The sequence below is a fragment of the uncultured Sphingosinicella sp. genome, assembly GCF_963974575.1.
GTDB lineage: Bacteria > Pseudomonadota > Alphaproteobacteria > Sphingomonadales > Sphingomonadaceae > Sphingosinicella.
In genome coordinates this window covers 198,853-224,066 of sequence record NZ_CAXBBQ010000006.1, presented here as the reverse complement: position 1 = coordinate 224,066, position 25,214 = coordinate 198,853, and the positions used below count along the sequence as shown (strand labels likewise).

Sequence of the window (25,214 nt, the reverse complement as noted above, 5' to 3'; positions counted from 1 at the left end):
CCCCGCGCGGGGCACTTGCAAGACGCCCGCGCACGCCGATAGATGGGGGCCGTATGTCGTCCCCCGAAATCGACGCGCTCAGCCAAGCGCTCTCCCGGCTTCCCGGCCTCGGCCCCCGTTCGGCCCGCCGCGCCGTGCTACACCTGCTGAAACGCCGCGAGATCGCGCTGAAACCGCTGATCGCGGCGCTGCAGGCGGTGGAGGAAAACCTCGCAACCTGCGACATCTGCGGCAATGTGGACACGGCGAACCCCTGCGGCGTCTGCACCGATCCGCGCCGCGACGCGAAGCTGCTGTGCGTGGTGGAGGAAGTGGCGGACCTGTGGGCGATGGACCGCGCGCGGCTGTTTCCGGGCCGCTTTCACGTCCTCGGCGGGCGCCTCTCCGCGCTCGAAGGCGTCGGGCCGGGCGATCTCAGCATCGCGCCGCTGATGGCGCGCGTGAACGCGGGCGGCATCGAGGAGGTCGTGCTCGCGATGAACGCCACGATGGAAGGCGCGACGACGATGCACTACCTCGCCGAGCGGCTGGCGGACTGCGGCGTTTCGGTCACGCAGCTCGCGCACGGCGTGCCGGTGGGCGGGGAGCTGGATTATCTCGACGAAGGCACGATCGCGCAGGCGCTGCGTGCGCGGCGGCCGATCGGCTAGCGCACCCCGCGCCCGCGTGTGACACTCCGGCATCTTGACCCCGCGCACCCGCATACCTAGCTAGCATTCATGGCCATTCTACCCATTCTCGAGGCGCCGGACGCGCGGCTGCGGCAGATTTCCGAGCCCGTGGAGCGCGTGGACGACGACCTCCGCCGCCTGATGGACGATATGCTGGAGACGATGTACGAGGCGCCCGGCATCGGCCTTGCTGCCATTCAGGTGGGCGTGGCGAAGCGCGTTCTGGTGATCGATCTGCAGGAACCGGCTGAGGGCGCGGAAGACGTGCCCGCGAACCGCGTGAAAAAGCCGCTCTACTTCGTGAACCCCGAAATCACGTGGGAATCCGAGGAGGTGGCGACCTATAACGAGGGCTGCCTTTCGGTGCCCGAGCAATATGCGGATGTGGACCGCCCCGCGCGCATCCGCGCGACATGGCTGGATTACGACGGCAAGGCGCACGACGAAGAGTTGGGCGGCCTGCTCGCCACCTGCCTGCAGCACGAGATGGACCACCTCGAAGGCATCCTCTTCGTGGACCATCTTTCGAAGCTGAAACGCGACATGCTGCTGAAAAAGCTCGCGAAGCTCCGCAAGGGTGCAAAGGCCGCCTGATGACCATTGAAACTGCTGAAGACGCAAACCGGAGCTTCCGGAACTTCCTGCCGCGCGCACTCGCCGGCAAATGCCCCGCCTGCGGCGAGGCGAAGCTGTTCCGCAGCTTCCTGAAACCCGTGGACCACTGCCCGAAATGCGGCGTGGCATGGCACCACCACCAGGCCGACGACTTCCCGCCCTATATCGTCATCCTGCTCCTCGGCCACATCCTCGTGCCGACGATGTACGAGGTGAACACGGCGTTCGACGTGCCCTACGAATGGCAGATCCCCATCTGGATCACCCTCACCGCCGCGCTGGCGCTGGCGATGCTGCAACCCGTGAAGGGCGCGGTGATCGGGTATCAGTGGGCGAGGCGCCTGCACGGGTTTGGGGACGAGGTCGCGGAGTAGGGGGCGATCGAGGCGCTATGCGCCAAGGGATGCCGTAAGGTCGAACGCACCCCCACTTGCCTGTCATCGCTTAGCGGCCTTGCGACCACGCGATCGCGTCGGCTCCGGCGGGCAAGATCATCGGGCAATCAGGATCGGTCGCTGCAAGAAAAACGGCTTCTGCCACATCCTGCGCCGTGGTGATGTCGCCTGAAGAGGCGGCCTGTAGGCCGGCCATCGTTTGCTCGGCGAAACTCTCGTAGGCCGGTGGAAACCAGCCGCCGTCCGAAATCCTCTTCTGCACGTTTTCTGCGAAGCTGGTGCCGGGCGCCATGCCGGGCATTACCACCCGCGCGCGGATGCCGAATTGGGCGAGTTCTAGTGCCACCGATTCCGTCAGCGCCGTGAGGGCGGCCTTGCTGGCGCGATAGACGGATAGCAGCGGTATGGGCATCAACGTGGAGCTTGAGCTTACGTTTACGATCACGCCAGAGCGCCGTGCCCGCATATCCGGCAGCACGGCCTGCATGGTCGTTATGCTGCCGAAGAGGTTTGCCTCGAAGACGTCGCGAACCGTTTCCATCGGCGTGCCTTCCAGCGCATTGAGCCACCCAATGCCCGCGTTGTTAACCAGCACGTCGATCCTGCCCGCGCTGGCCACGGCGGCGGCGATGTTTTGCGCATCAGTGACATCGAGCGGCAGAACGCGCAGCCTGTCGGAAACCGGGAGGGTACTGGCCGCGGGATTCCGCATCGTGGCCAGAACAGCCCAGCCGCGTTCGAGGAAATGGATTGCGGTTTCGCGGCCGAACCCGGTCGAGCAACCGGTAATGAGTACGGTTTTCATGGATAACTCCTTGCGGGGGAAGATGTGTGTGTCCAAGATATGAAGGATTCTTCAGCTTTGGAATTCGCATATGAACCGACCCGCCCCAGCGCTTCTCCAGCCCCGGAAAACGCCGAGACAGGTGCGCTCGGCTGCGACGATCGACGCGATCCAAACCGCGACCATTCAGGTTTTACTGGCGGACGGAATCGGCCGCCTCACCACCACGCGTGTGGCCGAGCGGGCAGGCGTTTCCGTCGGGACGATGTACCAATATTATCCGCACAAGCAGGCGCTGCTGTTCGCCATCGTTGAACGGCAGCTTCAGATGATCATCGAAGACATGCTTGCAGTGGCAGCGCGCCTCAAAGGGCAGGATCTGGCGACCGTTGCAGAAGGCCTAGCCATGGCGTGGCTCGACGCAAAGACGGCAGACATGGTCGCATCGCGTGCCATTTACAGCATTGCGGCCGAGTTCGACCTGACCGAGGTGATGGGCCAAGCCATGAAACTGATGACGCAGGTTATCGGCGATCTGCTCTCGGAGGTTCCGGACGCGCGTTTTTCCGACATCGAATCCGTTTCTTTCATGCTGGCCGCTCTGCTTGGAGGTTCAGTACGCGTGGTGATGGATGCCGAGCCTTCTGAAAACGATCTTGCACGCCTGCGCCGGGAGCTGCCGCGCGCTTGCTATGCCTATCTCTTGATGGCCGAATGAGGCTGGCTGGCCCGGTCCAGCGGCGACTGTCGATCGGCTCAGGTCCTTTGCTCATTTCGCCAGCATGGACGCTGGACACTTAAGATGATGCTTTAAATCGGTATGGTATCGCGCACCCTATCGTCTGCATGCGTGGGCGCTGTCTAAATCTGCACCTGGCTGCCCAGTTCGACGACGCGGTTGGTGGGGATCTTGAAGAACTCCATCGCGCTTTCGGAGCTCTTGCTTATCCACGCGAACAGACGCTCGCGCCACAGGGCCATGCCCGGCTTGTCCGCTGAGGCGACCAGCTTTTGCCGCCCGAGGAAGAAGCTTGCGGTCATCATGTCGAACGGGCCGCCGATGCAATCGAGCGCCGCGAGTTCGCGCGGGATGTCGACGTCTTCCATGAAGCCGTAATGCAGGATCACGCGGTAGAAGCCGTCGCCTGCGCCATGCACCTCCAGCCGCTTGTCCGGATCGGCATAAGGCACTTCCTCGACCTTCACGGTGAGGATCAGCACACGCTCGTGCAGAACCTGATTGTGCTTCAGATTGTGCAGCAGGGCAGAGGGGACGCCCTCGGACGATGCTGACATGAACACCGCCGTGTTGCGCACGCGGTGGGCCGACGCGATGGCCGACTTGATGAAGACCGGCAGCGGAATGTCCGCTTCCTCCAGCCGCGTGTTCATCAGGCGCCGCCCAGTCGCCCAGGTGGTCAGCACGGTGAACAGCACGCCCGCCACCGCGAGCGGGAACCAGCCGCCATCGGGGATTTTGGTGATGTTGGAAGCGAAGTAGATGCCGTCCACCGCCAGGAACAGGCCGATCGTGCCCGCCGCCAGCCAGCGGTTCCAGCGCCACACCTTGAACACCAGGAAACCCAGCATCACCGTGGTGATGAGCATCGTGCCGATAACCGAGATGCCGTAGGCCGAAGCGAGCCGGGTCGATTCCCCGAAGCCGAGCACGAGCACGAGCACCATCACCAGCAGGCCCCAGTTGATCGCCGGGATGTAGATCTGCCCGGCGGCCTTCTCGCTCGTGTGCAGCGTGCGCAGGCGCGGCAGGAAGCCGAGCTGGACCGCCTGATGCGTCACGGAAAAGGCGCCCGAGATCACCGCCTGACTGGCGATGATCGTGGCGGCTGTCGAGATGAACACCAGCGGCAGCCGCGCCCATTCGGGGGCCATCAGGTAGAATGGGTTCGCGACCGCTTCGGGGGTGCCGATCAGCAGCGCGCCCTGGCCCATGTAGTTCAGCATCAGGCACGGGTAGGCGAGCGTCAGCCAGCTGAGGCCCACCGCCTTGCGCCCGAAGTGGCCCATATCGGCATAAAGCGTCTCGGCGCCCGTGACCGCGAGGAACACCGATCCCATCGCCAGGAACGCCAGGCGGGTATCGTAGAAGAAGAACTCGAACGCCCACCAGGGGTTGAGGATGCCCAGGATTTCCGGGTGCGCGGCGATGTTGACGACGCCAAGCGTCGCCAGCGTCGCGAAGTAGACGAGCACGATCGGCCCGAACAGCGCCCCCACGCGCGCTGTGCCGCGCGACTGGATCATGAACAGCGCCACCAGGATCACCACCGCGATCGGCAACACCAGCGGCTGGAGGCTCGCCTCGACCACGGTCAGCCCCTCGACCGCCGAAAGCACCGAGATCGCCGGGGTCAGCATCGCGTCGCCGTAGAACATCGACGCCGCGAGCACGCCCAGAACGATAAGCGCCCCGCTCCAGCGGCTGCCGCCCAGATGGCGGGAGACGAGCGCGAGCAGCGCGAACGATCCGCCTTCGCCGCGATTGTCCGCGCGCATCGCGACAAGCACGTACTTCACCGTCACGATCAGCATCAGTGACCAGAAGATGAGGCTGAGCACGCCGAAGATGTGCAGCCCGTCCATTTCCAGCGGGTGCGGGCCGATGAAGCTCTCCTTCAGCGCATAAAGCGGCGACGTGCCGATATCGCCGAACACGACGCCAATGGCGCCGAGCATCAGCACGGGCAGGCGGTCTTTCGGGCTGTGGGCGGGCGAAGCGTCTGTATGTGTTGTCATGCCCCGGATGTGGGCCTTGGCGGCATAAAGATTCCATGTGGATTCAGTGGCAGCCTCTCGACGCAAGCGCGCGGCGAGCGCATTTTCTGGCGCATGGAAAACGAAACGACCAGACGCGTGGGCGGATATGCGGTCACGCTGCTGCTGATCGCCGGCGCGACGCTCGCCGGCCTGCTGATCGCCCCGCGCTGGGGGAGCGGGCCGGTGGCACTACTCTACATCCCCCCGGTCCTCGTCGCCGCCACTACGTGCGGATTGGGGCCGGCGCTCGCCACCGCCATTGTCTCCACGCTCGGCTACAACTTCTACTTCACCGAACCGTACGGCACGTTCATCATCAACAGCCCGGCGGATATCGTAACCGTGGCGGTGCTGTTCCTCGTAGCCGCAGTCACCAGCCGCCTCGCCGCCTCGCTCCGCGAACAGAGCCGTCGCGCCGACGCGAACGCCGCGCGCAACGCCACGATCGCCGGCCTCGCGCGGCGGCTACTCTCATGCACAGGCGAACAGGACATCGCCGACGTGGCGGTTCGCGAACTGGCGCGCCTGTTCGGCAGCCACGCGGTGCTCCTTACCGGGCGCGAGGTGCCCCGCATCGCCGCGGCGGCTTCCGCCGGCATCGCGCTCTCCCCGAGCGAGCTTGCCGCCGCCGCGCTGACGCTCGAAACCGGAGAACCCTCCGGGCGGGGCGTGGACCGTGTCCATCTCGCCGATTGGCAGTTTCATCCCGTCGCTTCGGATCATGCCGTCCTCGCCGCAATCGGTCTCGCACGCGAGGATGGCGTGCCGCCGGTGCCAGAGGACAAGCGCCAGCTGCTCGATAACCTGCTCGACCAGATCGCTCTCGCGCTTGAACGCGCCCGGCTGGAAGGTGAGGCGCGCGAGGTTGCAGCGCTTCGCGAGCGAGACCGGCTGCGTTCGGCCCTGCTGACCTCGATCGGAGAAGACGTAAAGCCGCGCCTCAACGCCATTGCCGCAGCCGCCCGCGCGCTGCGTCGCGCCGAGGGCGGAGACAAGGGTCTTGTCGCGACAGTCGCCACCGAAACCACGCACCTTGATCGCTACATCGACGGCCTCGTCGATCTCAGCCCCGGCGCCACGCAGGAACCGCTGGCCATCGGATCCCTGTCGATAGATTTTCATCGCCGCACTGTCCGCCGGGAGGGTGATGAGGTGCACCTTACGCCCAAGGAATATGCCGTTCTGGCGGAACTGGCCAAGCACACGGGGCGTGTGCTCACCCACGCGCATCTTCTGCGCTCCGTGTGGGGGCCGGCGCAGCAGAACAATATCGACTATCTGCGCGTCGCGGTGCGCGCCCTGCGGCAAAAGCTGGAGCGAGACCCCGCCCGGCCCGAGTTGATCATCAACGAACCTGCCGTCGGTTATCGCCTCGTTGCGCCGTGATCGAGGCTGCGCCCTTGCCGACTTTGCCGAAATATTGCGTCGCGAAGACGATGTCGGATGCGAAGATTTTTTAGATCGCGGGCAGAGAGGGAAACTCGCCTGATCGCATCTGCTTCATAAAACCGTGGCGCTTGAGAAACCTTTGGTTCAGGTTTTGGTTCTTACTCATCGGTTCGGCGTGATGTAAAAAAGGGCGGACGTGCGTTGCTTGGTTTTCCTGTGGTTTTGATTGCGGCTTCGTTTCGTAAGCCAGCGTGTGCCTGAAGCTCTGCCGGGCTTGTCCGCACTGTGCGCGCTGATCGCTTTGGCCTGGCCTTCCCAGGTTTTGGCGCAGTCGGACGTTGCCGAGCCGTCTCCTCAGCAAGAGCCGGCGCCGCAATCGATGGAGCTTTCCGCCGCGCAGCTGTTTGACTTTGCCAAGCAGGCGGACGCTGCCGACGATTTCGAGGCGGCTGAGACGGCGTATCGTGCGCTCGCTGAAAACCCTGACATCGAAGTGCGGACGGAGGCCCGGTTTCGTCTCGCCATGATGCTGGCGGACAAGCAGAAGCGGTATCGCGAGGCGGCCGTTCTTTTTCGCGAAATTCTGGACGAAAAGCCGAATGTAGCGCGCGTGCGCGTGGAGCTGGCGCGGGTGCAGGCGCTGATGGGCAACCTCGGCGCGGCGGAACGCGAATTGCGGGCGGCGGAGGCGGCAGGCTTGCCGCCGGAAATCGAACGGCTGGTACGCTTTTACGCGCAGGCGCTCGGCGCGCGAAAGCCCTTTGGCGGCAGTATCGAGGTCGCGTTCGCGCCGGACAGCAACGTCAATCGCGCCACGCGCTCCGAAACGCTGGGGACGGTGATCGGGGACTTCGACCTGAGCCGCGATGCGCGCGAAACATCGGGGCTAGGGTTGTCTCTGCGCGGGCAGGCCTATGCGCGTGCGCCGATCGACCGCAATATCGATATCCTGCTGCGCGCTTCCGGCGCAGCGCGGGTGTATCGCGACGGCGAGTTTGATGATTATGCGGCGTCCTTTCAGGCCGGGCCGCAGGTGCTTTCCGGAACGGACAGGATCAGCCTTTCAGGGCTGGTGGCCTGGCGGTGGTATGGCCGCAAGCCCTACGAATTTTCCTACGGCCTGACCGGCAATATCCAGCATCCGCTGGGGCGGCGCGGGCAAATGCGCGTGGACGGCGCGGTGACGCGAGCCAAGGATCGCCGCTCTTCGCTGCGCGACGCGGACCGCTACAGCCTGTCCGTCGGCGTCGACCGCGCCTTCACATCCAGCTTCGGGGGCGGCGTGCACGTCTCGGGCCTGCGACAGGCCGCGCGCGACCCCGGCTATTCCACGGCGAGCGGGGGCATCGGCGGGTATGTTTTTGTTGAAATGGGCAAGGTCACGACAGTGCTCAGCGCGAAATACGAGCATCTGGAGGCCGACCGCAGGCTGTTTCTCTATCCGAAGCGGCGCGTGGACGACCGCTATGAGGTCGGTATTTCAGCAACGTTAAGAAAGTTCAGGATAGGTTCATTCGCGCCCATATTGAAACTTTCGCGTGAGCGGAATGCATCGACAATAGAACTATATGATTACACGCGCGTTTCAGGTGAAGTCGGGGTCACGGCAGCGTTCTAGTGGGCTGGGAGTAGCGTTATGAATTCGATGGTAAAATGGGCGCCTCTCGGCGCGATTTCCCTTCTGCTTGTGGCCTGTGGAGGCGGAGGCGGCGGAGGCGTGAACACCACGCCGCCAGCGCCCACACCAACCCCTACGCCGACACCCACACCGACGCCGACCCCAACACCGACACCGACGCCCGAACCCGATATCGCGGACCTCGTCGAAAGCCAGACCTTCACCGGCCCTTCGAGCCGGAACACCGTCTCGCTTCGGATGCCCGAGGGGATCGTTGAAAATACGTCGGTGAACATGGGGGAGATCAGCATCTCCTTCAACGCGGCGACCGCCACCTACACGATGACCCGCGACGGCATCACCCAAAGCTTCTCGCCCGCCGATCGCGTGGCGACGAGCAGCGATGCGGACCGCCGGTATATCGTAGGGGCACCCGGGTCTTCCGAAGCGCTCACGCTGATCGACACGTCGTACACATCCGATCTTCGGACACGCTATGTCGGGCTCGGGTTCTGGCAATCGAACACGCGCAGCGACGCCCTTCAGAACACGGCGTTCGACGTCTTCGTCTACGGCTTCCCGACCGATAACGCCGCAGTGCCAAGAATGGGATCGGCGCAGTACACGACGGACGTGTTCGGGCTCACCACGCAGGTTGGCCGCGATCCGCTGACCTTTGCGGGCACAGGGCCGACCGTGTTCGACTTCGATCGCAGCACGTTCACGATCGATACGAACCTCCAGGAATACTACTTCGTGACCGGCGCCGGGGTGACGGGCGCCTTGTCCTTCCGCGCGGCGGGTACGCTCAATTCCGGCGATGGCGGGTTCTCAGGGACATTCCGCTATGAAGGATCGCTCGATCCCGTCGCGGGGCAGTTGAGCGGGCGCTTTTACGGCCCCGACGCGCAAGAGGCCGGCGGCGTGTTCACTGGCGACAACGGCACGGGCGGTACGGTCGTGGGCGGGTTCACCGCCGCCAATCCCGCAGCGCTCGACCGGAACATCACGCTGACGGACCTCGACCACAACATGGGCCTTTACGCGCTGGGAGGCGAATACAGTGGGCTTCAACTCAAGGACGGCACGGACGACGGCACGTCCGAAGCCCGGCTGCTAACCAAGGGCCTGTTTTATTACACCGACGGCCGCTACGCGATTTCCGGCGCGGATGGTCCCGAAGTGGAATTCGCCGCAACGGACCGCGTGGACGGCAGCGCCGATGCCTACACGGTTTACCGGAAAACGGTGGCCGGCGAGACGATCGAGATGTCGCTCTACAAGCCGAATGGCCCGGGCGAGATCGAGCTGACCTACGCGAGCTTTGGTGAATATGCCCGCTTCAAGGAAACCGCAGACGCGAACGAGATCACCCGGACCTTCCTGAGCTACGGGCTGGAGACGGCACCGGGGGTTCTTCTCGGTCGGACGGGTAGTGCGACATACAACGGCGTCGCCATCGGTACGGCGGCCAGCGGGGGCGGGCAGCAGCAACTCGCCGTGACCGGCACCTCGCAATTCCAGATCGATTTCGGCACGCAGGCTTACGGTGGCTGGCTGAGACTTCAGGGCGCGGACCGCGTCAGTGGCTCAACCGTCGATTTCGGCCAGTTCGATCTCGTGGCAGGCACGGGGCTGGCGCAGAGTGAGTTCCTCACCGGACTGACGAAGGCCGGGAGTTCCGTGGGCGATATTTACATGCGCTTCTTCGGCCCGAACGGGGAAGAAATGGCCGGCTCCTTCGGTCTCATCTCCGGCGGACGCGTGATCACCGGGGCAACCGCCGCCGTTCGCGACTAGCGCGCGCGGCGGCCTTGCCGTCCTGCCGGTTTATTCGACGACGGGGAGTTCGATCCGGCTCGGGTACTGCGCGGAGGTGTAAATCCGCTGTGTTGCCTTCTTGTAGTCCTCCGGCTTCGCGAAGAAGATGTTGGGGACGAAGGTCTGCGGATTGCGGTCGTAGAGCGGGAACCAGCTCGACTGGATCTGCACCATGATGCGGTGGCCCTTCAGGAATCTGTGGCTGACGTTCGGCAGGTTGATTTCGTAGGGGACGACCTTGTTGGCGGGGATCGCCGAAGGCTTTGACGGGTCGTCGCGGTAACGGCCGCGCAGGATGTCCATCGAGATCGCAAGCTCGTAGCCGCCCATCTCGGGCGCGGGTGCGTATTCCGCCGGGTAGACGTCGATGAGCTTCACCACCCAGTCGCTGTCCGTGCCGCTCGTGGAGGCGAAGAACTTGGCGATCGGCTGGCCTGCGAGGCGCACGTCCTCGGTCAGCACCTCGCTGACGAAGGTGACGACGTCGGGTCGCGCCTCGGCGAAGCGCTGGTCGTCCACGAGCCAGCGGCCCCACGAAGTGTTGGGATTGTAGGTGGAGAGGATCGGGCGCTCGCGGTACGTCACCGGGCGTGCGGGATCGGAGACATATTCGGCGAAGGCCGCGCGGGCGGCGGGCGCCTTCCAACCAAGCGCGCCGTTCGCCTGCAGGTAGATCGGCTTCGACTGCGAGGGGCAGCCGCTCGCGCAGGAGATCGGCCAGCGATCATAGCGGTGCCAGACGTTGGCGCCGGTTTCAAACGCGGTGACGGGCGCGAGATCGGCCTTCGGCGCGTCGTTCTTGAGGTGCGCGTCGAAGAAGGGGATCAGAACCTCGCTGCGATACCAGGCGGAGGTGTTGCTGCCGAAATCGATGGCGCCCAGCTTCGTGCCGCTCGCCATGTTGCTCTGGCCGTGCTGCCACGGGCCGATGATCATGTAGTTGCCGGTGTCGCCCGCGTCCTTCGGCTCCATCGCCTTGTAGACGGCGGGGGCGCCGTAGATGTCTTCCTGATCCCACAGGCTGTGGACGTGGAGCGTCGGAACCTTCAGCGGTTCCTTCGCGAGGATCTTGTCGAGCGCCTGACCCTGCCAATATTCGTCGTAAGTCGGGTGCGCGGCCGCCTTCTTGAAGATCGGGAAATCCTGGATCCCAAGGACTTTCGCCATGCCGCTCGCGGAGCCGGCACTGAGCCAGCTTTCATAGGTGTCGTAACGATCGAACTGGAGCCCGTACTTCGACGATCTGTCGGCGGTCATCCGGTAGACCCAGTCGAGGAAGCTCTGGCGATAGGCGCCGTTGTGGAACCAGTCGTCGCCGACCCAGCCATCCACCAGCGGATTGATCGGAACCGCGGCGCCGAGCGCGGGATGCGGGTTCACGAGGCTCATGAGCGTGGTGAAGCCGCCGTAACTGACACCGATGGTGCCGACCTTGCCGTTCGTCTCCGGTACGTTCTTCACGAGCCAGTCGATGCTGTCCCACGTGTCGGTCGAATGATCCGTGTTCGCGGGATTGAGCGGGCCGACGAGCGGGCGGGCGACGACGTAGTCCCCTTCAGAGCGATAACGCCCACGCACGTCCTGCACGGCGATGATGTAGCCAGCGGCGGCAAGCTCGGCATAAGTGACAGGCAACGCAAGCTTGTAGGTGTTGGAGGCAAGGCCGGTGATCGCCTTGTCCGCCGAATAGGGCGTGCGCGAGAAGATGATCGGAGCGTTCTTCGCGCCCTTGGGGATGACGAGATTAACGTGAAGCTTCACGCCGTCGCGCATTGGAATCTGCACCTCGCGGATCGTGAAATCCTTCACCTCGTCCGAAGGTTTGAAATCGGCGGGGATGTCGCTGATCGGCAAAGGCTCGGCAGCGGCGGGAAGGGCGGCGGCAAATGTTGTGACGAGCAGGGCGGCGAGACAGCGGCGTGCGAGCATGTGAGTTCCCCTATGATCTTGCCATAATCATAGGCCCCATTCCTGTTCGGGCAAGTAATTCTCTAGTCAGAAAATATGGGCCTGATCCATTCTCTGGCTGGCGCATGCGCTAGCCGTCGTTGTACTGAGAACAAGGGGAAATGAAGCGCGCAGGCAAAGCAGGCGCGCTTTCAGGCGAAGAAGAACGCTTTCAGGCCTTGAGCAGACCGGCGATCTCTGCCGCGGCGGTTTCGGGGGTCTTCAGCGTGACCGGGTCTTCGCCGGGGAAGGCCTTCGCGCGCATCGCCGTGGCTGTGCCGCCGGGGTTGTAGACGTGCGTTTTGATCTTGCTGATCGTGGCAACCTCGAGCCCGTAGGTTTCAATGAGGTTCGCAAGCGCGGCCTTGCTGGCGGCATAGGCGCCCCAATAGGCGCGCGGCGTTGCCGCGACGCCCGAGGTTACCGCCACCACATGGGCGTCCTTGCTGGCCCGCAGGAGCGGATCGAAGGCGCGGATAAGGCGATAGTTCGCCGTGACGTTCGTCTTGAAGAGCTTCTCGAAGTCCTTCGGCTCCATGTGGCTGACGGGCATGAGATCGCCGAGGATCGCGGCGTTCAGCACCAGCGCATCAAGTCTGCCCCAGCGTCCGCCGACTGCCTGCGCGAGCCGATCAACCACATCGCCATCGGTGATGTCGAACGGGGCGATGGTGGCGGTGCCGCCGGCATCGTGGATCGCGGTTTCGGTTGCTTCGAGCCCGCCTTCGGTGCGTGCGGTGAGCAGCACGTGGTAGCCATTGGCGGCCAGCGCCTTCGCGGTTTCAGCGCCAATGCCGCGGCTGGCGCCCGTGACGAGCGCGACGGGTTTTTCGATATCAGTCATGTCAGCCCGCGCGTTCCGTCAGCAAGGTGAGCTGGTCGTCGGCGCCAGCTTCTTCATAGTCGGTAAGGCGCGTCGGATACTCGCCGGTGAAGCACGCGTCGCAATATTGCGGGGTTTCCTCAACGCGCATGTCTTCGCCGAGCGCCTTGTAGAGGCCGTCGATCGAGAGGAAGGCGAGGCTATCAACCTTGATGTAGTCGCGCATCCGCTGCACGTCCATCTGCGCTGCGAGGAGCTTCGCCCGCTCCGGCGTGTCGACGCCGTAAAAGCAGCTGTGCCGCGTGGGCGGGGATGCGACGCGCATGTGCACCTCCGCAGCGCCGGCCTCGCGCATCATCTGCACGATCTTCACCGACGTGGTGCCGCGCACGATCGAATCGTCGATCAGCACGATGCGCTTGCCCTGAATCACCGGCCGGTTGGCATTGTGCTTCAGCTTGACGCCGAGGTTGCGGATGGCGTCGCCCGGCTGGATGAAGGTGCGGCCCACATAGTGCGAGCGGATGATGCCAAGCTCAAACGGGAGACCCGATTGCTGCGCATAGCCGATGGCGGCGGGGTTGCCGCTATCGGGCACCGGGATCACCACGTCGGCATCGACCGGGCTTTCCATGGCGAGCTGCGCGCCGATGTTCTTGCGGACCTGATAGACCGAGAGGCCGTCGAGCAGCGAATCGGGGCGCGAGAAGTAAACGTGCTCGAAGATGCAGGGGCGGGGGCGCATCGCCTGGAAGGGGCGCAGCGAACGCAGCCCCTTGTCATTGATGACGACCATCTCGCCGGGCTCGATCTGGCGCAGGTACGTGGCGCCGCAGACATCGAGTGCGACGGTTTCGGAGGCGAGGATATACGAATCCTCGCGGCGGCCGATCACGAGCGGGCGGATGCCGAGCGGATCGCGACAAGCAATGAGGCCCTCGTCCGTCAACATCACGAGGCTGTAAGCGCCCTCCACCTGCTTCAGCGCGTCGATGACGCGGTCCAGCAGGGGGCGGTAGGTGGACGTGGCGACGAGGTGGATGATGACCTCGGTATCGCTCGTCGACTGGAAGATCGAGCCGCGGCGGTTGAGTTCGCGGCGCACGTGCGTGGCGTTCGAGATGTTGCCGTTGTGCGCGACCGCGAAGCCGCCGGTGGAGAGTTCGGCGAACAGCGGCTGCACGTTCCTGAGCGCCGAGGCGCCGGTGGTGGAGTAGCGGACGTGGCCGATGGCGGCCTCGCCCGGCAGCTCCCGGATCACCTCATCGCGGTCGAAATTGCCGGCGACGTGGCCCATGGCGCGGTGGCTGTGAAAGGTCTTGCCGTCGTAGCTGGTGATGCCCGCGGCCTCCTGGCCCCGGTGCTGCAGGGCGTGAAGGCCGAGCGCGGCGAGCGCGGCGGCACCCTCAGCGCCCCAGACGCCGAAAACGCCGCATTCCTCCTTCAGCTTGTCGTCGTCGAAGGGGTGCGAAATCATGTCAAACATTGGGCGCTCCGTGGCGGGCGGGCGAGTCGTTGGCCCATATAGGGCGCCTTGCCCGGTTTGTCGCGGGGTTGTCATAAATGCATGGCTGCCAGACCCTCAGCGCATGTCACGCGGCCCGCCTGAAGCTGCCCGCGAAATCGTGTCCCGCCGGTTCCTGGAACAGGCAAAGGCCGAACTCGGGCAGAATCGCAATCAAATGATCGAAGATGTCGGACTGGATTGCCTCGTACTCCGTCCACGCTGTCGTATTCGTGAAACAGTAAAGCTCCAGCGGTAGGCCCCTGGGCGTCGGATCGAGCTGGCGGACCATGGTGGTCTGCCCTTCGGCAATACCCGAATGCGCATGGAGATACGCCTCCACATAATGGCGGAAGGTGCCAAGGTTGGTGAGGCGACGGGCGTTCACGGCACCCGACGCGTTACGCTCCCGGTTCCAGCGATCGATTTCTCCGGTTTTCTCCGCAAGATAAGGCGCGATGAGCGCCGTGCGTTTCAGCCGGTCGCTTTGTTCGGCGGTGAGAAAGCCCACGCTGGTCTGATCGATGAGCAGCGCGCGCTTGATGCGGCGCACACCGGATTCGGACATGCCGCGCCAGTTCTTGAAGGATTCCTTGATGAGGCGGCTTGTCGGAATGGTGGTGATCGTTTTGTCCCAGTTGCGGACCTTCACGGTGTGCAGGGCGATGTCGATGACGTCGCCATCGGCGCTCTGTCCGGGCATCTCGATCCAGTCGCCGACGCGCAGCATGTCGTTGGACGTGATCTGGATGGAGGCGACGAGCGACAGGATCGTATCCTGAAACACCAGCATCAGTACGGCAGCGAGCGCGCCAAGGCCTGAAAGCAAGATGAGCGGGGAGCGATCCATCAGTGCGGAGATGACGAGCACGGCGGCGGCGCAGTAAACGAGGATCTTGCCGACCTGCACATAGCCCTTGATCGGGCGCTCCGCGGCATCCTCCCGGCGCTGGTAAACGTCGTTCAGAAGGCTGAGCCCGCTGCTGATGGCCATCGCGATGGTGACGATGGAAAACGCGGCGGCGACATTGCGGACAAGCGTAACAGCCACGTCCGAAAGGTGCGGGACCGCCACGATGCCCACCTGCACAATGATTGTCGGAACGAGGTAAGACAGGCGCCACGCGATGCGTGAAAGCGTCTGTTTTTCCTCACCGAAGCGGGTGAGCGCGAGGGCGCGATTGAGACCCTTGAGAAGAATGACCTTGGAAAGCCAGTTGGCAACAAAGGCGACCGTCACGAGGACTGCGAGCGCGATGAGGGTCTGGAGCCACGGCTGGTCGGCGAATGCGAAATCGAACCCGAAAATCATGTCCTCCTGTCGATTGAACCATCATTATTTCACAGCGCAGGCGCTCTGGCCACCCGCGGCATCCCGCGCTAAGCCGGGCGCATGGACCTGAAATTCGACGAGAAGGGGCTGGTGACAGCCATTGTGACCGACAGCCGCACCGCAGAGCTGTTGATGGTCGCGCATATGAATGCCGAAGCCTATGCGAAGACGCTGGAGACGCGCGAGGCGCACTTCTGGTCCCGCTCTCGGCAGGAGCTTTGGCACAAGGGTGCGACCAGCGGCAACACGATGAAGGTCGTGGAGGTGCATGTCGATTGCGACAAGGACGCCGTGTGGCTGAAAGTCGAGCCCGCAGGGCCTGCCTGCCATACCGGCGCGCGGAGTTGTTTCTTCACGCAGGTAGGTTGACGTTTACGTAAACGTCAACTAAACAGGCGCTCATGCCGCAGCGCCCGATGGAAGCCGTTCCCGAGGACGAAACCTTCACCATCACCGATCTCGCAGCCGAGTTCGGGGTTACGCCGCGCGCTATACGATTTTACGAAGGCGAGGGTCTGATCGAGCCGATGCGGCAGGGGCAGAACCGCGTGTATTCGCGACGCGACCGTGCCCGGCTGGCGTGGATCCTGCGCGGCAAGAATGTCGGCTTCAGCCTTGCTGAGATCAAAGAAATCCTTGACCTCTACCACGCTGGGGACGGGCGCGTCCGCCAGCGCGAACGCACGCTGGAGCTTTGTCGCCGCCAGATCGGCGTTTTGACCAAACAGCGTAACGATATCGATGCTACGATCGCCGAACTTCAGGAGTTTGTAGCTGTCGTGGAGGGCCTTTTGCCCTCGAACACCAAATCCGGGGAGTCCTGATATGCCCACCTACCGCGCGCCCGTTCGCGACACCAAGTTCATCCTCGATGAGGTGATCGGCCTCGACCGCTATTCGAACCTACCGACCTTCTCCGAAGCGACACCCGAAATGATCGCGGCCATCCTGGAGGAAGGCGCGAAGTTCGTGGAAGGCGTCGTGCAGCCGATCAACTTTTCGGGTGACCGCGAAGGCTGCAAGCGCCACGAGGATGGATCGGTAACGACGCCCAAGGGCTACAAGGAAGCTTATCAGGCGTTCTGCGAAGGCGGCTGGGGCACGCTGCACATGAGCCCGGAGTTCGGCGGGCAGGGGCTTCCCTACACGGTGAGCGTGGCGTTCGAGGAGTTTCTGAGCTCGGCCGGCATGGCCTTCGCCATGTATCCGGGCCTCACGGCGGGCGCGATCGCTTCCATCGAGGTGAAAGGATCCGACGAGCAGAAGGCGAAATATCTGCCGAACATGGTTTCCGGCAAATGGACCGGCACCATGAACCTCACCGAGCCGCACTGCGGCACCGACCTTGGCCTGATCCGCACCAAGGCGGTGGAGGCAGGGGATGGAAGCTACCGGATCACCGGTACCAAGATCTTCATTTCGGCGGGTGAGCACGACCTTTCGGAGAACATCATCCACCTCGTGCTCGCAAAGCGCGAAGGCGCGCCGGACAATGTGAAGGGCATCTCCCTGTTCATCGTGCCGAAGGTCCTGGTGAACGAGGATGGCAGCCTCGGCGCGCGAAACGGCGTCTCCTGCGGTGCGATCGAGCACAAGATGGGCATCCACGGCAACGCGACTTGCGTGCTCAATTATGACGAGGCGACCGGCTATCTGGTCGGCGAGCCCGAGCGGGGCCTCGAGGCCATGTTCATCATGATGAATGTCGCGCGGCTCGGCGTGGGCTTGCAGGGGCTCGCGCAGGGGGAGGTCGCTTATCAGAACGCCGTGACCTACGCGACCGAGCGGCGGCAGGGCCGCGCGCTGACCGGTGCCGCGGACCCAGGCGAGAAGGCGGACCCGATCATCGTCCACCCCGACGTGCGGCGGATGCTGATGGACGGCAAGGCGTTCACCGAAGGCGCCCGGGCGCTGATGCTGTGGGGCGCTTTGCAGGTCGACCTTTCGAAGAAGGCGCAGACCGAGGAAGAGCGGACGAACGCCGACGAACTCATCAGCCTGCTGACGCCGGTCATCAAGGGCTACATGACCGACAAGGGCTTCGAAACGGCAGTGGGGGCGCAGCAGGTTTACGGTGGCCACGGCTACGTCGGCGAATGGGGTGTCGAGCAGTTCGTTCGCGACGCCCGCATCGCGCAGATTTACGAAGGCACCAACGGCGTGCAGGCCATGGACCTTGTCGGCCGCAAGCTTGGGCGTCATGGCGGCAAGGGGCTGATGTTGCTTGCCTCCACGATCGGCGAAGAGGTCGCCGCCGCGAAGGCCGACGAGACGCTGAAGCCGATGGCTGAGGCCCTGGAAAAGGCTGGAAACGAGCTTCAGACCGCGACGATGTGGCTGATGCAGAACGGCATGGCGAACCCGAACAACGCAGGCGCGGGCGCGACGCCATTCCTGCATCTGATGGGCATCGTTGTCACCGGCTGGATGTGGCTGAAGATGGCGCGCGCCGCGCAGGCTGCTCTCGCGGCGGGCGCGTCTGACTCTTCATTCTACGAGGCGAAGCTGGCGACCGCCCGATACTATACTGCCCGCTACCTGCCGGATGCGGGCGCGCTGCGCCGCAAGATCGAAACCGGCGCAGAGACACTGATGGCACTTCCGGCGGACGCATTCGCGCGCGCCTGACATTCAAGGAGCAAACCCATGGCTGAAGCCTATATCTACGATGCCGTCAGGACACCGCGCGGACGCGGCAAGGCAAACGGTAGCCTGCACGAGATTACCCCGATCCAGCTTGCTACGCAGGTGTTGCAGGCAGTGCGCGACCGCACCGCGATCGATACCGCCGACGTTGACGACGTCGTGCTCGGCTGCGTCGCGCCGATCGGCGAGCAGGGATCGGATATCGCGCGCGTTGCCGTGCTGAACGCGGACTATGCTCAGACGACCGCGGGCGTGCAGATCAACCGCTTCTGCGCCTCCGGCCTCGAAGCGACGAACATGGCCGCTGCCAAGGTAATGGCGGGCGAGGCGGAATTCGCGATCGGCGGCGGCGTCGAATCCATGTCGCGCATCCCGATGGGCGCGGACGGCGGCGCGTGGGCGATGGACCCGGCCGTTGCGCACAAGCTTTACTTCGCGCCGCAAGGCATCGGCGCCGACCTCATTGCCACCAAGTACGGCTTTTCGCGCGACGACGTGGACGCCTATGCGGTGGAGAGCCAGAAGCGGGCCAAGCGCTCGTGGGACGAGGGCCGTTTCGCGCGCTCCATCGTGCCGGTGCGGGATGTGATCGGCGAGGTCGTGCTCGACCGCGACGAACATATGCGGCCCGAAGCCGACATGCAGTCGCTCGGCAGCCTCAAGGCGAGCTTCACCGACATGGGCGAAACGATGCCGGGCTTCGACGCCATCGCGCTGATGAAGTACCCGGAGGTCGAGCGCATCAACCACGTGCACCACGCCGGCAACAGCTCCGGCATCGTTGACGGCGCAGCCGCCGTACTCGTCGGCAGCAAGGCGATGGGCGAGAAGTACGGCCTCAAGCCGCGTGCGCGCATCCGCGCCATGGGCTCGGTCGGCTCCGAGCCGACGATCATGCTCACCGGCCCCGAGTTCGTTGCGCAGAAGGTGTTGAAGCGCGCGGGCATGACGACGGACGACATCGACCTCTTCGAGCTGAATGAGGCGTTCGCCAGCGTCGTGCTGCGCTACATGCAGGCACTGAACATCCCGCACGACAAGATCAACGTGAACGGCGGCGCTATCGCCATGGGCCATCCGCTGGGTGCCACCGGCGCCATGATCCTCGGCACCGTGCTCGATGAGCTGGAACGCACGGGCAAGGGCACCGCGCTCATCAACCTGTGCGTCGGCGCAGGCATGGGCACCGGCACGATCATCGAGCGTATCTGAGCGGAGGGGACGAGAATGACCATGGAAACCATCAAGTACGACCTCGACGCCGACGGCATCGCACTGTTCACGATCGACGTGCCCGGCCAATCGATGAACGTCATCACCGCCGAGCTGACGCGCGACTTCGACACGATGATCGCGATGATCGAGACCGACGAAGCCATCAAGGGCGCCGTCATCACCAGCGGCAAGCCGAGCGGCTTCATGGCCGGCGCCGACCTCAAAGGGATGGGCGGCGCGCTCTCGTCCGGCAGCGAAGGTGTGGGCGGCAAATCGAAAATGGCGAAGCTGTTCGATGGCGTGTTCACGCTGAACCGCCTGTACCGCCGTCTGGAAACGAGCGGCAAGCCGGTGGCAGCGGCGATCAATGGCATCGCGCTCGGCGGCGGTCTCGAGCTTTGTCTCGCCTGCCACTACCGCGTCGTTGCCGACAATCCGAAGCTTCAACTGGGCCTTCCTGAAGTGATGGTCGGCCTGTTTCCCGGTGCGGGCGGTACGCAGCGCCTGCCGCGCCTGATGGGGATTCAGGCAGCTTCGATGTACCTGCTGCAAGGCAAGTCGATGTCTCCGCAGGAAGCGCTGGGCTTCGGCGTGGCGAACGAGGTTGTCCCCGCCGAAGATGTCGTCGCCAAGGCGAAGGCGTGGGTGAAGGCGAACCCCACCAAGGGTGTGCAGCCGTGGGACCAGAAAGGCTTCAAGTTCCCGGGTGGTGTCGGCCAGTTCAACCCGGCCTTCATCCAGACGTTCGTGGGCGGCAACGCCATGGTGCTCAAGATGACCAACGGCAACATGAACGCGCCGCGCGCGATCATGTCGGCGGTCTATGAAGGGTCGCAGGTGCCGATGGACCTCGCGATCCGCATCGAGAGCAAGTATTTCGCCAAGGTCGCCGCCGATCCGCAGGCGATGAACATGGTGCGGAGCCTGTTCGTCAACAAGCAGGCGGCTGAGAAGGGCGCGCGGCGTCCAAAAGATGTCGCGAAGATGCCGACGAAGAAGCTCGGTATGCTCGGCGCAGGCATGATGGGGGCGGGCATCGCGCTTGTTTCGGCGCGCGCAGGGATCGAGGTCGTGCTGCTCGACCGCAGCGTCGAGGCGGCGGAGAAGGGCAAAGCCTACACCGCCGACAAGCTGAAGCGGCTGCCGAAGGAGAAGCTGGACGAGATACTCGCCCGCATCCACCCGACGACCGACTTCGCGGACCTGAAGGGCTGCGATTTCATCATCGAGGCGGTGTTCGAGGACCGCGCCATCAAGGCGGAGACGACGCAGAAAACGGAAGCCGTCGTCGGTGCCGACACGATCTTCGGATCAAACACATCGACGCTGCCGATCACCAGTCTCGCCAAGGCGTGGACCAAACAAGAGAACTTCATCGGCGTGCATTTCTTCTCGCCCGTTGAGAAGATGCCGCTCGTGGAGATAATCGTCGGTGAGAAGACTGGTCCGGAGGCCATTGCAAAGGCGCTGGATTACGTCGCCCAGATCAAGAAGACGCCGATCGTCGTCAACGACAGCCGCGGCTTTTACACGTCGCGCTGCTTCGGCACTTACACCGCTGAAGGTTCGGTGATGGTGGGCGAGGGCGTGAACCCCGCGCTCGTCGAAAATATCGGCAAGCAGATGGGTATGCCTGTGGGACCGCTTGCGGTGTTCGACGAGGTTTCGATCGAGCTTGGCCACAAGGTGATGCTGCAGACGAAGAAGGATCTGGGTGACGCCTACAAGGCAACCGCAGCCGATGACGTGATCGAGAAGATGGTCGCGCTCGGCCGCCTCGGCCGCAAGGCGGGCAAGGGCTATTACGACTATCCCGAAGATGGCAAGAAAGCCCTGTGGCCAGATCTCGGCAATACCTTCGGGCAGAAGGCCGATGGGGAGCAGCCCGCACCGGAAGAGGTCAAGACCCGGCTCACCTACCGCCAGCTCGTGGAATGCGCGCGCTGCTTCGCCGAAGGTGTGCTGGAGACGCCCGAAGACGGCGATCTCGGCGCGATCTTCGGCTGGGGCTTCATGCCGCACACCGGAGGTCCGTTCAGCATGATGGACACGATCGGCCTCGACGAGGTCGTCCGGACGCTCGACCGCCTGACGCAGCAATACGGCGAACGTTTTGCGCCGCCGCAATTGCTCCGGGACATGGCGGCGAAGGGCGAGACCTTTTACGGCAATGCGAAGCTGAAACAGGCCGCCTGATCATCGCTTGAGACAGGGAAAAGGGGCTGTCGGAAACGGCGGCCCCTTTTTCGCGTGGGGCAGACGTTCAGCGCATCTTAACGTTGAATCCGCACTATGACGTCAAAGGCGTTTCACGGGATTCGGAACGGCGCAGAATTGACTCAGGTCGTCGCACGTTTCGGTTCCGTTCGTCTAAAGGGCTTTTCAGAATGGTGCATTTGCCTCATTCTGGCACGGTAGTGGAGTTTGAGTAGCCTGCGCGGGGATGCAGGCGGCGGGTGGGAGACTAGCGATCATGCGATTGCATTTGATCGTCGCGTTTGTTGTTTCCATTCTTGTGGGTGCGCCGATTGCGCCCCAGCCGGCCACGGCCGCAAGCCTTGTTTCCGTTCCCAAATATGCCGCGATCCTTGTCGATGTGGACAGCGGGGAGGTGCTGTACGCGCGCAATCCCGACGAAGCGCGCCATCCCGCCTCGATCACCAAGGTGATGACGCTCTACCTGACGTTCGACGCGCTCGAGCGCAAAGAGCTGAACATGAGCGACAAGGTCTATTTCTCGGCCAATGCCGCCGCGCAGCCGCCGTCCAAGCTCGGTGTGCCGCGCGGCGGATGGATCACCGTGGAGCAGGCGGTCCGCGCACTCACCACGAAATCCGCAAACGATGTTGCCGTGGCACTCGCCGAGCGGCTCGATGGCTCGGAGGTCGTCTTTGCGCGCGCCATGACCGAGAAGGCGAAGGCGCTCGGCATGAACAGCAGCGCGTTCTTCAACGCTTCGGGCCTGCCGAACGCCGCGCACCATACGACCGCGCGCGACCTCGCCACGCTTTCGAAGGCGCTGATCCGCGATTTTCCGCAGTATTATCCGTATTTTTCAGAGCAGCAGTTCAACTTCCAGGGCACGGTGATGCCCAACCACAACAAGCTGCTCGGCAAATTCGTCGGCCTTGATGGGATCAAGACCGGCTATACCAATGCTTCGGGCTTCACGCTCGCCGCGTCAGCGGTGCGGGATGGGCGCCGGCTGATCGCGGTCGTGCTCGGCGCGCCGACGTCGGCCGCGCGGAACAACAATATCGAGGCGCTGCTCGCTTCGGGCTTCGACGTGCTGAAGAAACGGCGCCAGGGCGAGCATCTGACGGTCGCCATGTCCATGAACGAAGTGCCGCAGATGCTGGACTTCCAGCAGGCTGTGACGGAGCAGGGCTCGTCCGACGACGTCAGCGTCTGGCGCAGCGCGATCCGCAGCGACCAGACACCGACTCCGCCAGCTCACTCCGGCAAGAAATCCGGCACCGACAAGTAGCGCTCGCCCGTATCGTAGTTGAAGCCGAGGACACGGTGCTTCGGGTTCTTTTCGAGGTGCTGTCGGATCGCGGCGAGCGTCGCGCCTGATGAGATTCCCACAAGCGTGCCTTCCTCGCGCGCGGAGCGGCGGGCCATTTCCTTGGCGTCGTCCGGCGCGACCTGAATGATGCCGTCGAGCAGCGCCGTATCCATCACGCCCGGCACGAAACCGGCGCCGATGCCCTGAATCGGGTGCGGGCCCGGTTGGCCGCCCGAGAGCACGGGGGAAAGCGTCGGCTCCACGGCATAGACCTTGAGGCCGGGCATCTTCGGCTTAAGCACTTTCGCGCAGGCGGTGATGTGCCCGCCGGTGCCGACGCCGGTGATGATCGCGTCGAGCCCGTCCGGGAAATCGGCGAGGATTTCCTGCGTCGTCGTCTTCACGTGCGCGGTCACGTTCGCGGGGTTTTCGAACTGCTGCGGCATCCATGCGTCGGGGGTCGAGCCGACGATCTCCACGGCGCGCTCGATGGCGCCCTTCATGCCCTTCTCGCGCGGTGTGAGATCAAAGGTCGCGCCGTAGGCGAGCATCAGCCGGCGGCGTTCCAGCGACATCGATTCGGGCATTACGAGTACGAGACGGTAGCCTTTGACGGCGGCGACCATGGCAAGCCCGATGCCGGTGTTGCCCGAGGTCGGCTCCACGATCGTGCCGCCTGGCTTCAACGCGCCGGAGGCTTCGGCGTCCTCGATCATCGCGAGCGCGATGCGGTCCTTGATCGAACCGCCCGGGTTTGCCCGCTCCGACTTCACCCACACAGAGGCGTCCGGCCCGAACAGGCGGTTCACCCGGATGTGCGGCGTTCCGCCGATCGTTTCCAGTATGCTTGCTGCCTTCATGTCGATCTCTCCTTGAGTGCGCCCGGAACATCAAAACTATCGGCTCGGCGAAGCTCTGGAAAGCGCCAAGCCCAGAGTGCGGTGACGACGATCGTGCCGACACCGCCGATCACCACGGCTTCAACGGGGCCGAACCACGCGGCGGTAAGGCCGGATCGCGCTTCACCCAGTTCGTTCGAAGCCGAGATGAACAGCATCGAGACCGACGATACCCGGCCGCGCATCGCGTCCGGCGTGTAAATCTGGATAAGCGAGGAGCGCACGTAGACGCTTACCATATCCGCCGCGCCGAGCACGCTGAGTGCGCCGAGCGACAGCCAGAGATCGCGCGACAGGCCGAAGACGACGATGGCGACCCCGAAGATCGCGACGCACACGAACATCTTGATGCCGACGTGCCGCGCGAGCGGCCTTCGCGAGAGCCAGAGCGCAACGATTGCGGCGCCCACGGCAGGTGCGGCGCGCAGGTGGCCGAGGCCTTCGGGGCCGACGGCGAGAATGTCGCGCGCATAAACGGGCAGCAGCGCGGTGACGCCGCCGAGCAGCACGGCAAAGAGATCGAGCGAAATCGCGCCCAGCACCACCTTGTTGTCGCGCACATAGCGCAGCCCGTTCATCACCGACTCAAGCGGGTTCGCCGTGACTTCCGACTCCGGGAGCGGCACGCGCGAAATGAGGAACATGGCGATGAGGCTGATCGTGAGCATCGCCGCCGAGACGACGAGCGGCGCGGCGGGGTTCGCTGCGTACAGATAGCCGCCCATCGCCGGGCCCCCGATCGCGCCGATCTGCCAGCCGATCGAGTTCCAGGCGATCGCGGTCGGCAGCATCCGCACGGGCACGAGGTTGGGTGCAAGCGCCGAGAGCGCCGGCGAAGCGAATGCGCGTCCGACGCCAAGCAGCGCCGCCACCACGAACAGTGCGGGTATGGTGATGCCGCCCGTCAGCTCCAGCGCGCCGAGCCCGGCGGCGCATAGCATTTCGAGCGCCAATGCACCGCGCACGATATAGCGCCGGTCCACCTTATCGGCGATGTAGCCGACGACGAGCGACAGCACGAACAGCGGCAGGAACTGTGCGAGACCGACCATGCCGAGCAGGAACGCAGCCTCGCGCTCCGGCATCGTCTCGCGCGCGATATCATAGACCATCCAGCCGATCACGATGACGAGGATCATCTGCGACGTCGTGGAGGCGAGCTTGGTGATCCAGAAATAGCGATAATCGGGTATCGCGAAAACGGACGTTTTATCCTCGGCGTCGGCGGCGGTCATGGCGATGCGCTTAGACGGCTGCAGGGCTTTGTG

General features: G+C 64.1%; 21 protein-coding genes. 13 read left to right on the top strand and 8 right to left on the bottom strand.

Translation table 11 applies throughout. From position 1 onward, the window contains the following. Positions 1-53 precede the first annotated feature (53 nt). The 3 genes from recR to AAC014_RS12885 all read left to right on the top strand — a co-directional run bounded on the left by recR (position 54) and on the right by AAC014_RS12885 (position 1,660). A complete protein-coding gene (gene recR, locus AAC014_RS12895; protein WP_339709092.1) occupies positions 54-650 on the top strand; it encodes a recombination mediator RecR in 597 nt (198 codons plus the stop codon). Between the two features lie 69 nt (positions 651-719). Beyond that, complete coding sequence (gene def / locus AAC014_RS12890; protein WP_339709090.1) at positions 720-1,265, top strand: peptide deformylase; 546 nt, start codon at positions 720-722, stop codon at positions 1,263-1,265. Beyond that, a complete protein-coding gene (locus AAC014_RS12885; protein ID WP_339709088.1) occupies positions 1,265-1,660 on the top strand; it encodes a DUF983 domain-containing protein in 396 nt (131 codons plus the stop codon). Before def ends, AAC014_RS12885 begins: the two co-directional genes overlap by 1 nt. 70 nt (positions 1,661-1,730) lie before the next feature. On the opposite strand, the gene AAC014_RS12880 is transcribed toward AAC014_RS12885, so the two are convergent. Further along, positions 1,731-2,486 carry an SDR family oxidoreductase gene (locus tag AAC014_RS12880; protein WP_339709086.1) on the bottom strand — a complete coding sequence of 252 codons (756 nt, stop codon included), beginning with the start codon at positions 2,484-2,486 and terminating at the stop codon, positions 1,731-1,733. Between the two features lie 121 nt (positions 2,487-2,607). Here AAC014_RS12880 and AAC014_RS12875 point away from each other — a divergent pair, with 121 nt between their 5' ends. After that, the gene (locus AAC014_RS12875) at positions 2,608-3,183 is read left to right on the top strand and encodes a TetR/AcrR family transcriptional regulator (RefSeq protein WP_339709084.1); all 576 of its coding nucleotides are present in this window, start codon (positions 2,608-2,610) and stop codon (positions 3,181-3,183) included. A gap of 143 nt (positions 3,184-3,326) precedes the next feature. Here the strand turns inward: AAC014_RS12875 and AAC014_RS12870 are convergent, their stop codons facing one another. Continuing rightward, complete coding sequence (locus AAC014_RS12870) at positions 3,327-5,162, bottom strand: potassium transporter Kup (RefSeq protein WP_339709281.1); 1,836 nt, start codon at positions 5,160-5,162, stop codon at positions 3,327-3,329. Positions 5,163-5,339: 177 nt separating this feature from the next. Between AAC014_RS12870 and AAC014_RS12865 the strand changes: the two genes are divergently transcribed. From AAC014_RS12865 to AAC014_RS12855, 3 genes are all read left to right on the top strand, one after another. After that, complete coding sequence (locus tag AAC014_RS12865; RefSeq protein WP_339709082.1) at positions 5,340-6,629, top strand: DUF4118 domain-containing protein; 1,290 nt, start codon at positions 5,340-5,342, stop codon at positions 6,627-6,629. 277 nt (positions 6,630-6,906) lie between these two features. Further along, complete coding sequence (locus AAC014_RS12860; protein WP_339709080.1) at positions 6,907-8,250, top strand: porin family protein; 1,344 nt, start codon at positions 6,907-6,909, stop codon at positions 8,248-8,250. Positions 8,251-8,349: 99 nt separating this feature from the next. Then, complete coding sequence (locus tag AAC014_RS12855) at positions 8,350-10,050, top strand: hypothetical protein (RefSeq protein WP_339709078.1); 1,701 nt, start codon at positions 8,350-8,352, stop codon at positions 10,048-10,050. 30 nt (positions 10,051-10,080) lie between these two features. Here the strand turns inward: AAC014_RS12855 and AAC014_RS12850 are convergent, their stop codons facing one another. From AAC014_RS12850 to AAC014_RS12835, 4 genes are all read right to left on the bottom strand, one after another. Continuing rightward, a complete protein-coding gene (locus tag AAC014_RS12850) occupies positions 10,081-12,000 on the bottom strand; it encodes a CocE/NonD family hydrolase (protein WP_339709076.1) in 1,920 nt (639 codons plus the stop codon). A gap of 190 nt (positions 12,001-12,190) precedes the next feature. Next, entirely contained in the window at positions 12,191-12,862 is a 672-nt protein-coding gene (locus AAC014_RS12845) for an SDR family NAD(P)-dependent oxidoreductase (RefSeq protein WP_339709074.1), read from the bottom strand. Position 12,863: 1 nt separating this feature from the next. Continuing rightward, the gene (purF, locus tag AAC014_RS12840; protein ID WP_339709279.1) at positions 12,864-14,318 is read right to left on the bottom strand and encodes an amidophosphoribosyltransferase; all 1,455 of its coding nucleotides are present in this window, start codon (positions 14,316-14,318) and stop codon (positions 12,864-12,866) included. 115 nt (positions 14,319-14,433) lie between these two features. Further along, complete coding sequence (locus AAC014_RS12835) at positions 14,434-15,657, bottom strand: mechanosensitive ion channel family protein (protein ID WP_339709072.1); 1,224 nt, start codon at positions 15,655-15,657, stop codon at positions 14,434-14,436. Between the two features lie 81 nt (positions 15,658-15,738). On the opposite strand from AAC014_RS12835, the gene hisI reads away from it, so the two are divergent. From hisI to AAC014_RS12805, 6 genes are all read left to right on the top strand, one after another. Then, entirely contained in the window at positions 15,739-16,047 is a 309-nt protein-coding gene (gene hisI, locus AAC014_RS12830) for a phosphoribosyl-AMP cyclohydrolase (RefSeq protein WP_339709071.1), read from the top strand. Positions 16,048-16,079: 32 nt separating this feature from the next. Continuing rightward, positions 16,080-16,502 (top strand): MerR family DNA-binding transcriptional regulator, encoded by a 423-nt coding sequence (locus AAC014_RS12825; protein WP_339709070.1) that lies wholly within the window; start codon positions 16,080-16,082, stop codon positions 16,500-16,502. Position 16,503: 1 nt separating this feature from the next. Then, entirely contained in the window at positions 16,504-18,306 is a 1,803-nt protein-coding gene (locus AAC014_RS12820) for an acyl-CoA dehydrogenase C-terminal domain-containing protein (protein WP_339709069.1), read from the top strand. Between the two features lie 18 nt (positions 18,307-18,324). Beyond that, complete coding sequence (locus AAC014_RS12815; protein WP_339709067.1) at positions 18,325-19,536, top strand: acetyl-CoA C-acetyltransferase; 1,212 nt, start codon at positions 18,325-18,327, stop codon at positions 19,534-19,536. A gap of 21 nt (positions 19,537-19,557) precedes the next feature. Beyond that, the gene (locus AAC014_RS12810) at positions 19,558-21,735 is read left to right on the top strand and encodes a 3-hydroxyacyl-CoA dehydrogenase NAD-binding domain-containing protein (RefSeq protein ID WP_339709277.1); all 2,178 of its coding nucleotides are present in this window, start codon (positions 19,558-19,560) and stop codon (positions 21,733-21,735) included. Positions 21,736-22,012: 277 nt separating this feature from the next. Next, entirely contained in the window at positions 22,013-23,026 is a 1,014-nt protein-coding gene (locus AAC014_RS12805) for a D-alanyl-D-alanine carboxypeptidase family protein (protein WP_339709065.1), read from the top strand. Here the strand turns inward: AAC014_RS12805 and cysK are convergent. Together cysK and AAC014_RS12795 are read right to left on the bottom strand one after the other, a co-directional pair. Beyond that, entirely contained in the window at positions 22,993-23,907 is a 915-nt protein-coding gene (gene cysK, locus AAC014_RS12800; protein ID WP_339709063.1) for a cysteine synthase A, read from the bottom strand. The genes AAC014_RS12805 and cysK overlap by 34 nt on opposite strands. Next, the gene (locus AAC014_RS12795; RefSeq protein ID WP_339709061.1) at positions 23,904-25,181 is read right to left on the bottom strand and encodes an MFS transporter; all 1,278 of its coding nucleotides are present in this window, start codon (positions 25,179-25,181) and stop codon (positions 23,904-23,906) included. The genes cysK and AAC014_RS12795 overlap by 4 nt, the downstream gene beginning before the upstream one ends. Positions 25,182-25,214: the final 33 nt, after the last annotated feature.

Excerpts from the sequence above, each read along its gene's own strand:
- recR (WP_339709092.1), top strand. The coding sequence starts at position 54 with ATGTCGTCCCCCGAAATCGACGCGCTCAGCCAAGCGCTCTCCCGGCTT.
- def (WP_339709090.1), top strand. The coding sequence starts at position 720 with ATGGCCATTCTACCCATTCTCGAGGCGCCGGACGCGCGGCTGCGGCAG.
- AAC014_RS12885 (WP_339709088.1), top strand. The coding sequence starts at position 1,265 with ATGACCATTGAAACTGCTGAAGACGCAAACCGGAGCTTCCGGAACTTC.
- AAC014_RS12880 (WP_339709086.1), bottom strand. The coding sequence starts at position 2,486 with ATGAAAACCGTACTCATTACCGGTTGCTCGACCGGGTTCGGCCGCGAA.
- AAC014_RS12870 (WP_339709281.1), bottom strand. The coding sequence starts at position 5,162 with ATGCTCGGCGCCATTGGCGTCGTGTTCGGCGATATCGGCACGTCGCCG.
- AAC014_RS12850 (WP_339709076.1), bottom strand. The coding sequence starts at position 12,000 with ATGCTCGCACGCCGCTGTCTCGCCGCCCTGCTCGTCACAACATTTGCC.
- AAC014_RS12845 (WP_339709074.1), bottom strand. The coding sequence starts at position 12,862 with ATGACTGATATCGAAAAACCCGTCGCGCTCGTCACGGGCGCCAGCCGC.
- purF (WP_339709279.1), bottom strand. The coding sequence starts at position 14,318 with ATGATTTCGCACCCCTTCGACGACGACAAGCTGAAGGAGGAATGCGGC.
- AAC014_RS12835 (WP_339709072.1), bottom strand. The coding sequence starts at position 15,657 with ATGATTTTCGGGTTCGATTTCGCATTCGCCGACCAGCCGTGGCTCCAG.
- hisI (WP_339709071.1), top strand. The coding sequence starts at position 15,739 with ATGGACCTGAAATTCGACGAGAAGGGGCTGGTGACAGCCATTGTGACC.
- AAC014_RS12825 (WP_339709070.1), top strand. The coding sequence starts at position 16,080 with ATGCCGCAGCGCCCGATGGAAGCCGTTCCCGAGGACGAAACCTTCACC.
- AAC014_RS12820 (WP_339709069.1), top strand. The coding sequence starts at position 16,504 with ATGCCCACCTACCGCGCGCCCGTTCGCGACACCAAGTTCATCCTCGAT.
- AAC014_RS12815 (WP_339709067.1), top strand. The coding sequence starts at position 18,325 with ATGGCTGAAGCCTATATCTACGATGCCGTCAGGACACCGCGCGGACGC.
- AAC014_RS12810 (WP_339709277.1), top strand. The coding sequence starts at position 19,558 with ATGGAAACCATCAAGTACGACCTCGACGCCGACGGCATCGCACTGTTC.
- AAC014_RS12805 (WP_339709065.1), top strand. The coding sequence starts at position 22,013 with ATGCGATTGCATTTGATCGTCGCGTTTGTTGTTTCCATTCTTGTGGGT.
- cysK (WP_339709063.1), bottom strand. The coding sequence starts at position 23,907 with ATGAAGGCAGCAAGCATACTGGAAACGATCGGCGGAACGCCGCACATC.
- AAC014_RS12795 (WP_339709061.1), bottom strand. The coding sequence starts at position 25,181 with ATGACCGCCGCCGACGCCGAGGATAAAACGTCCGTTTTCGCGATACCC.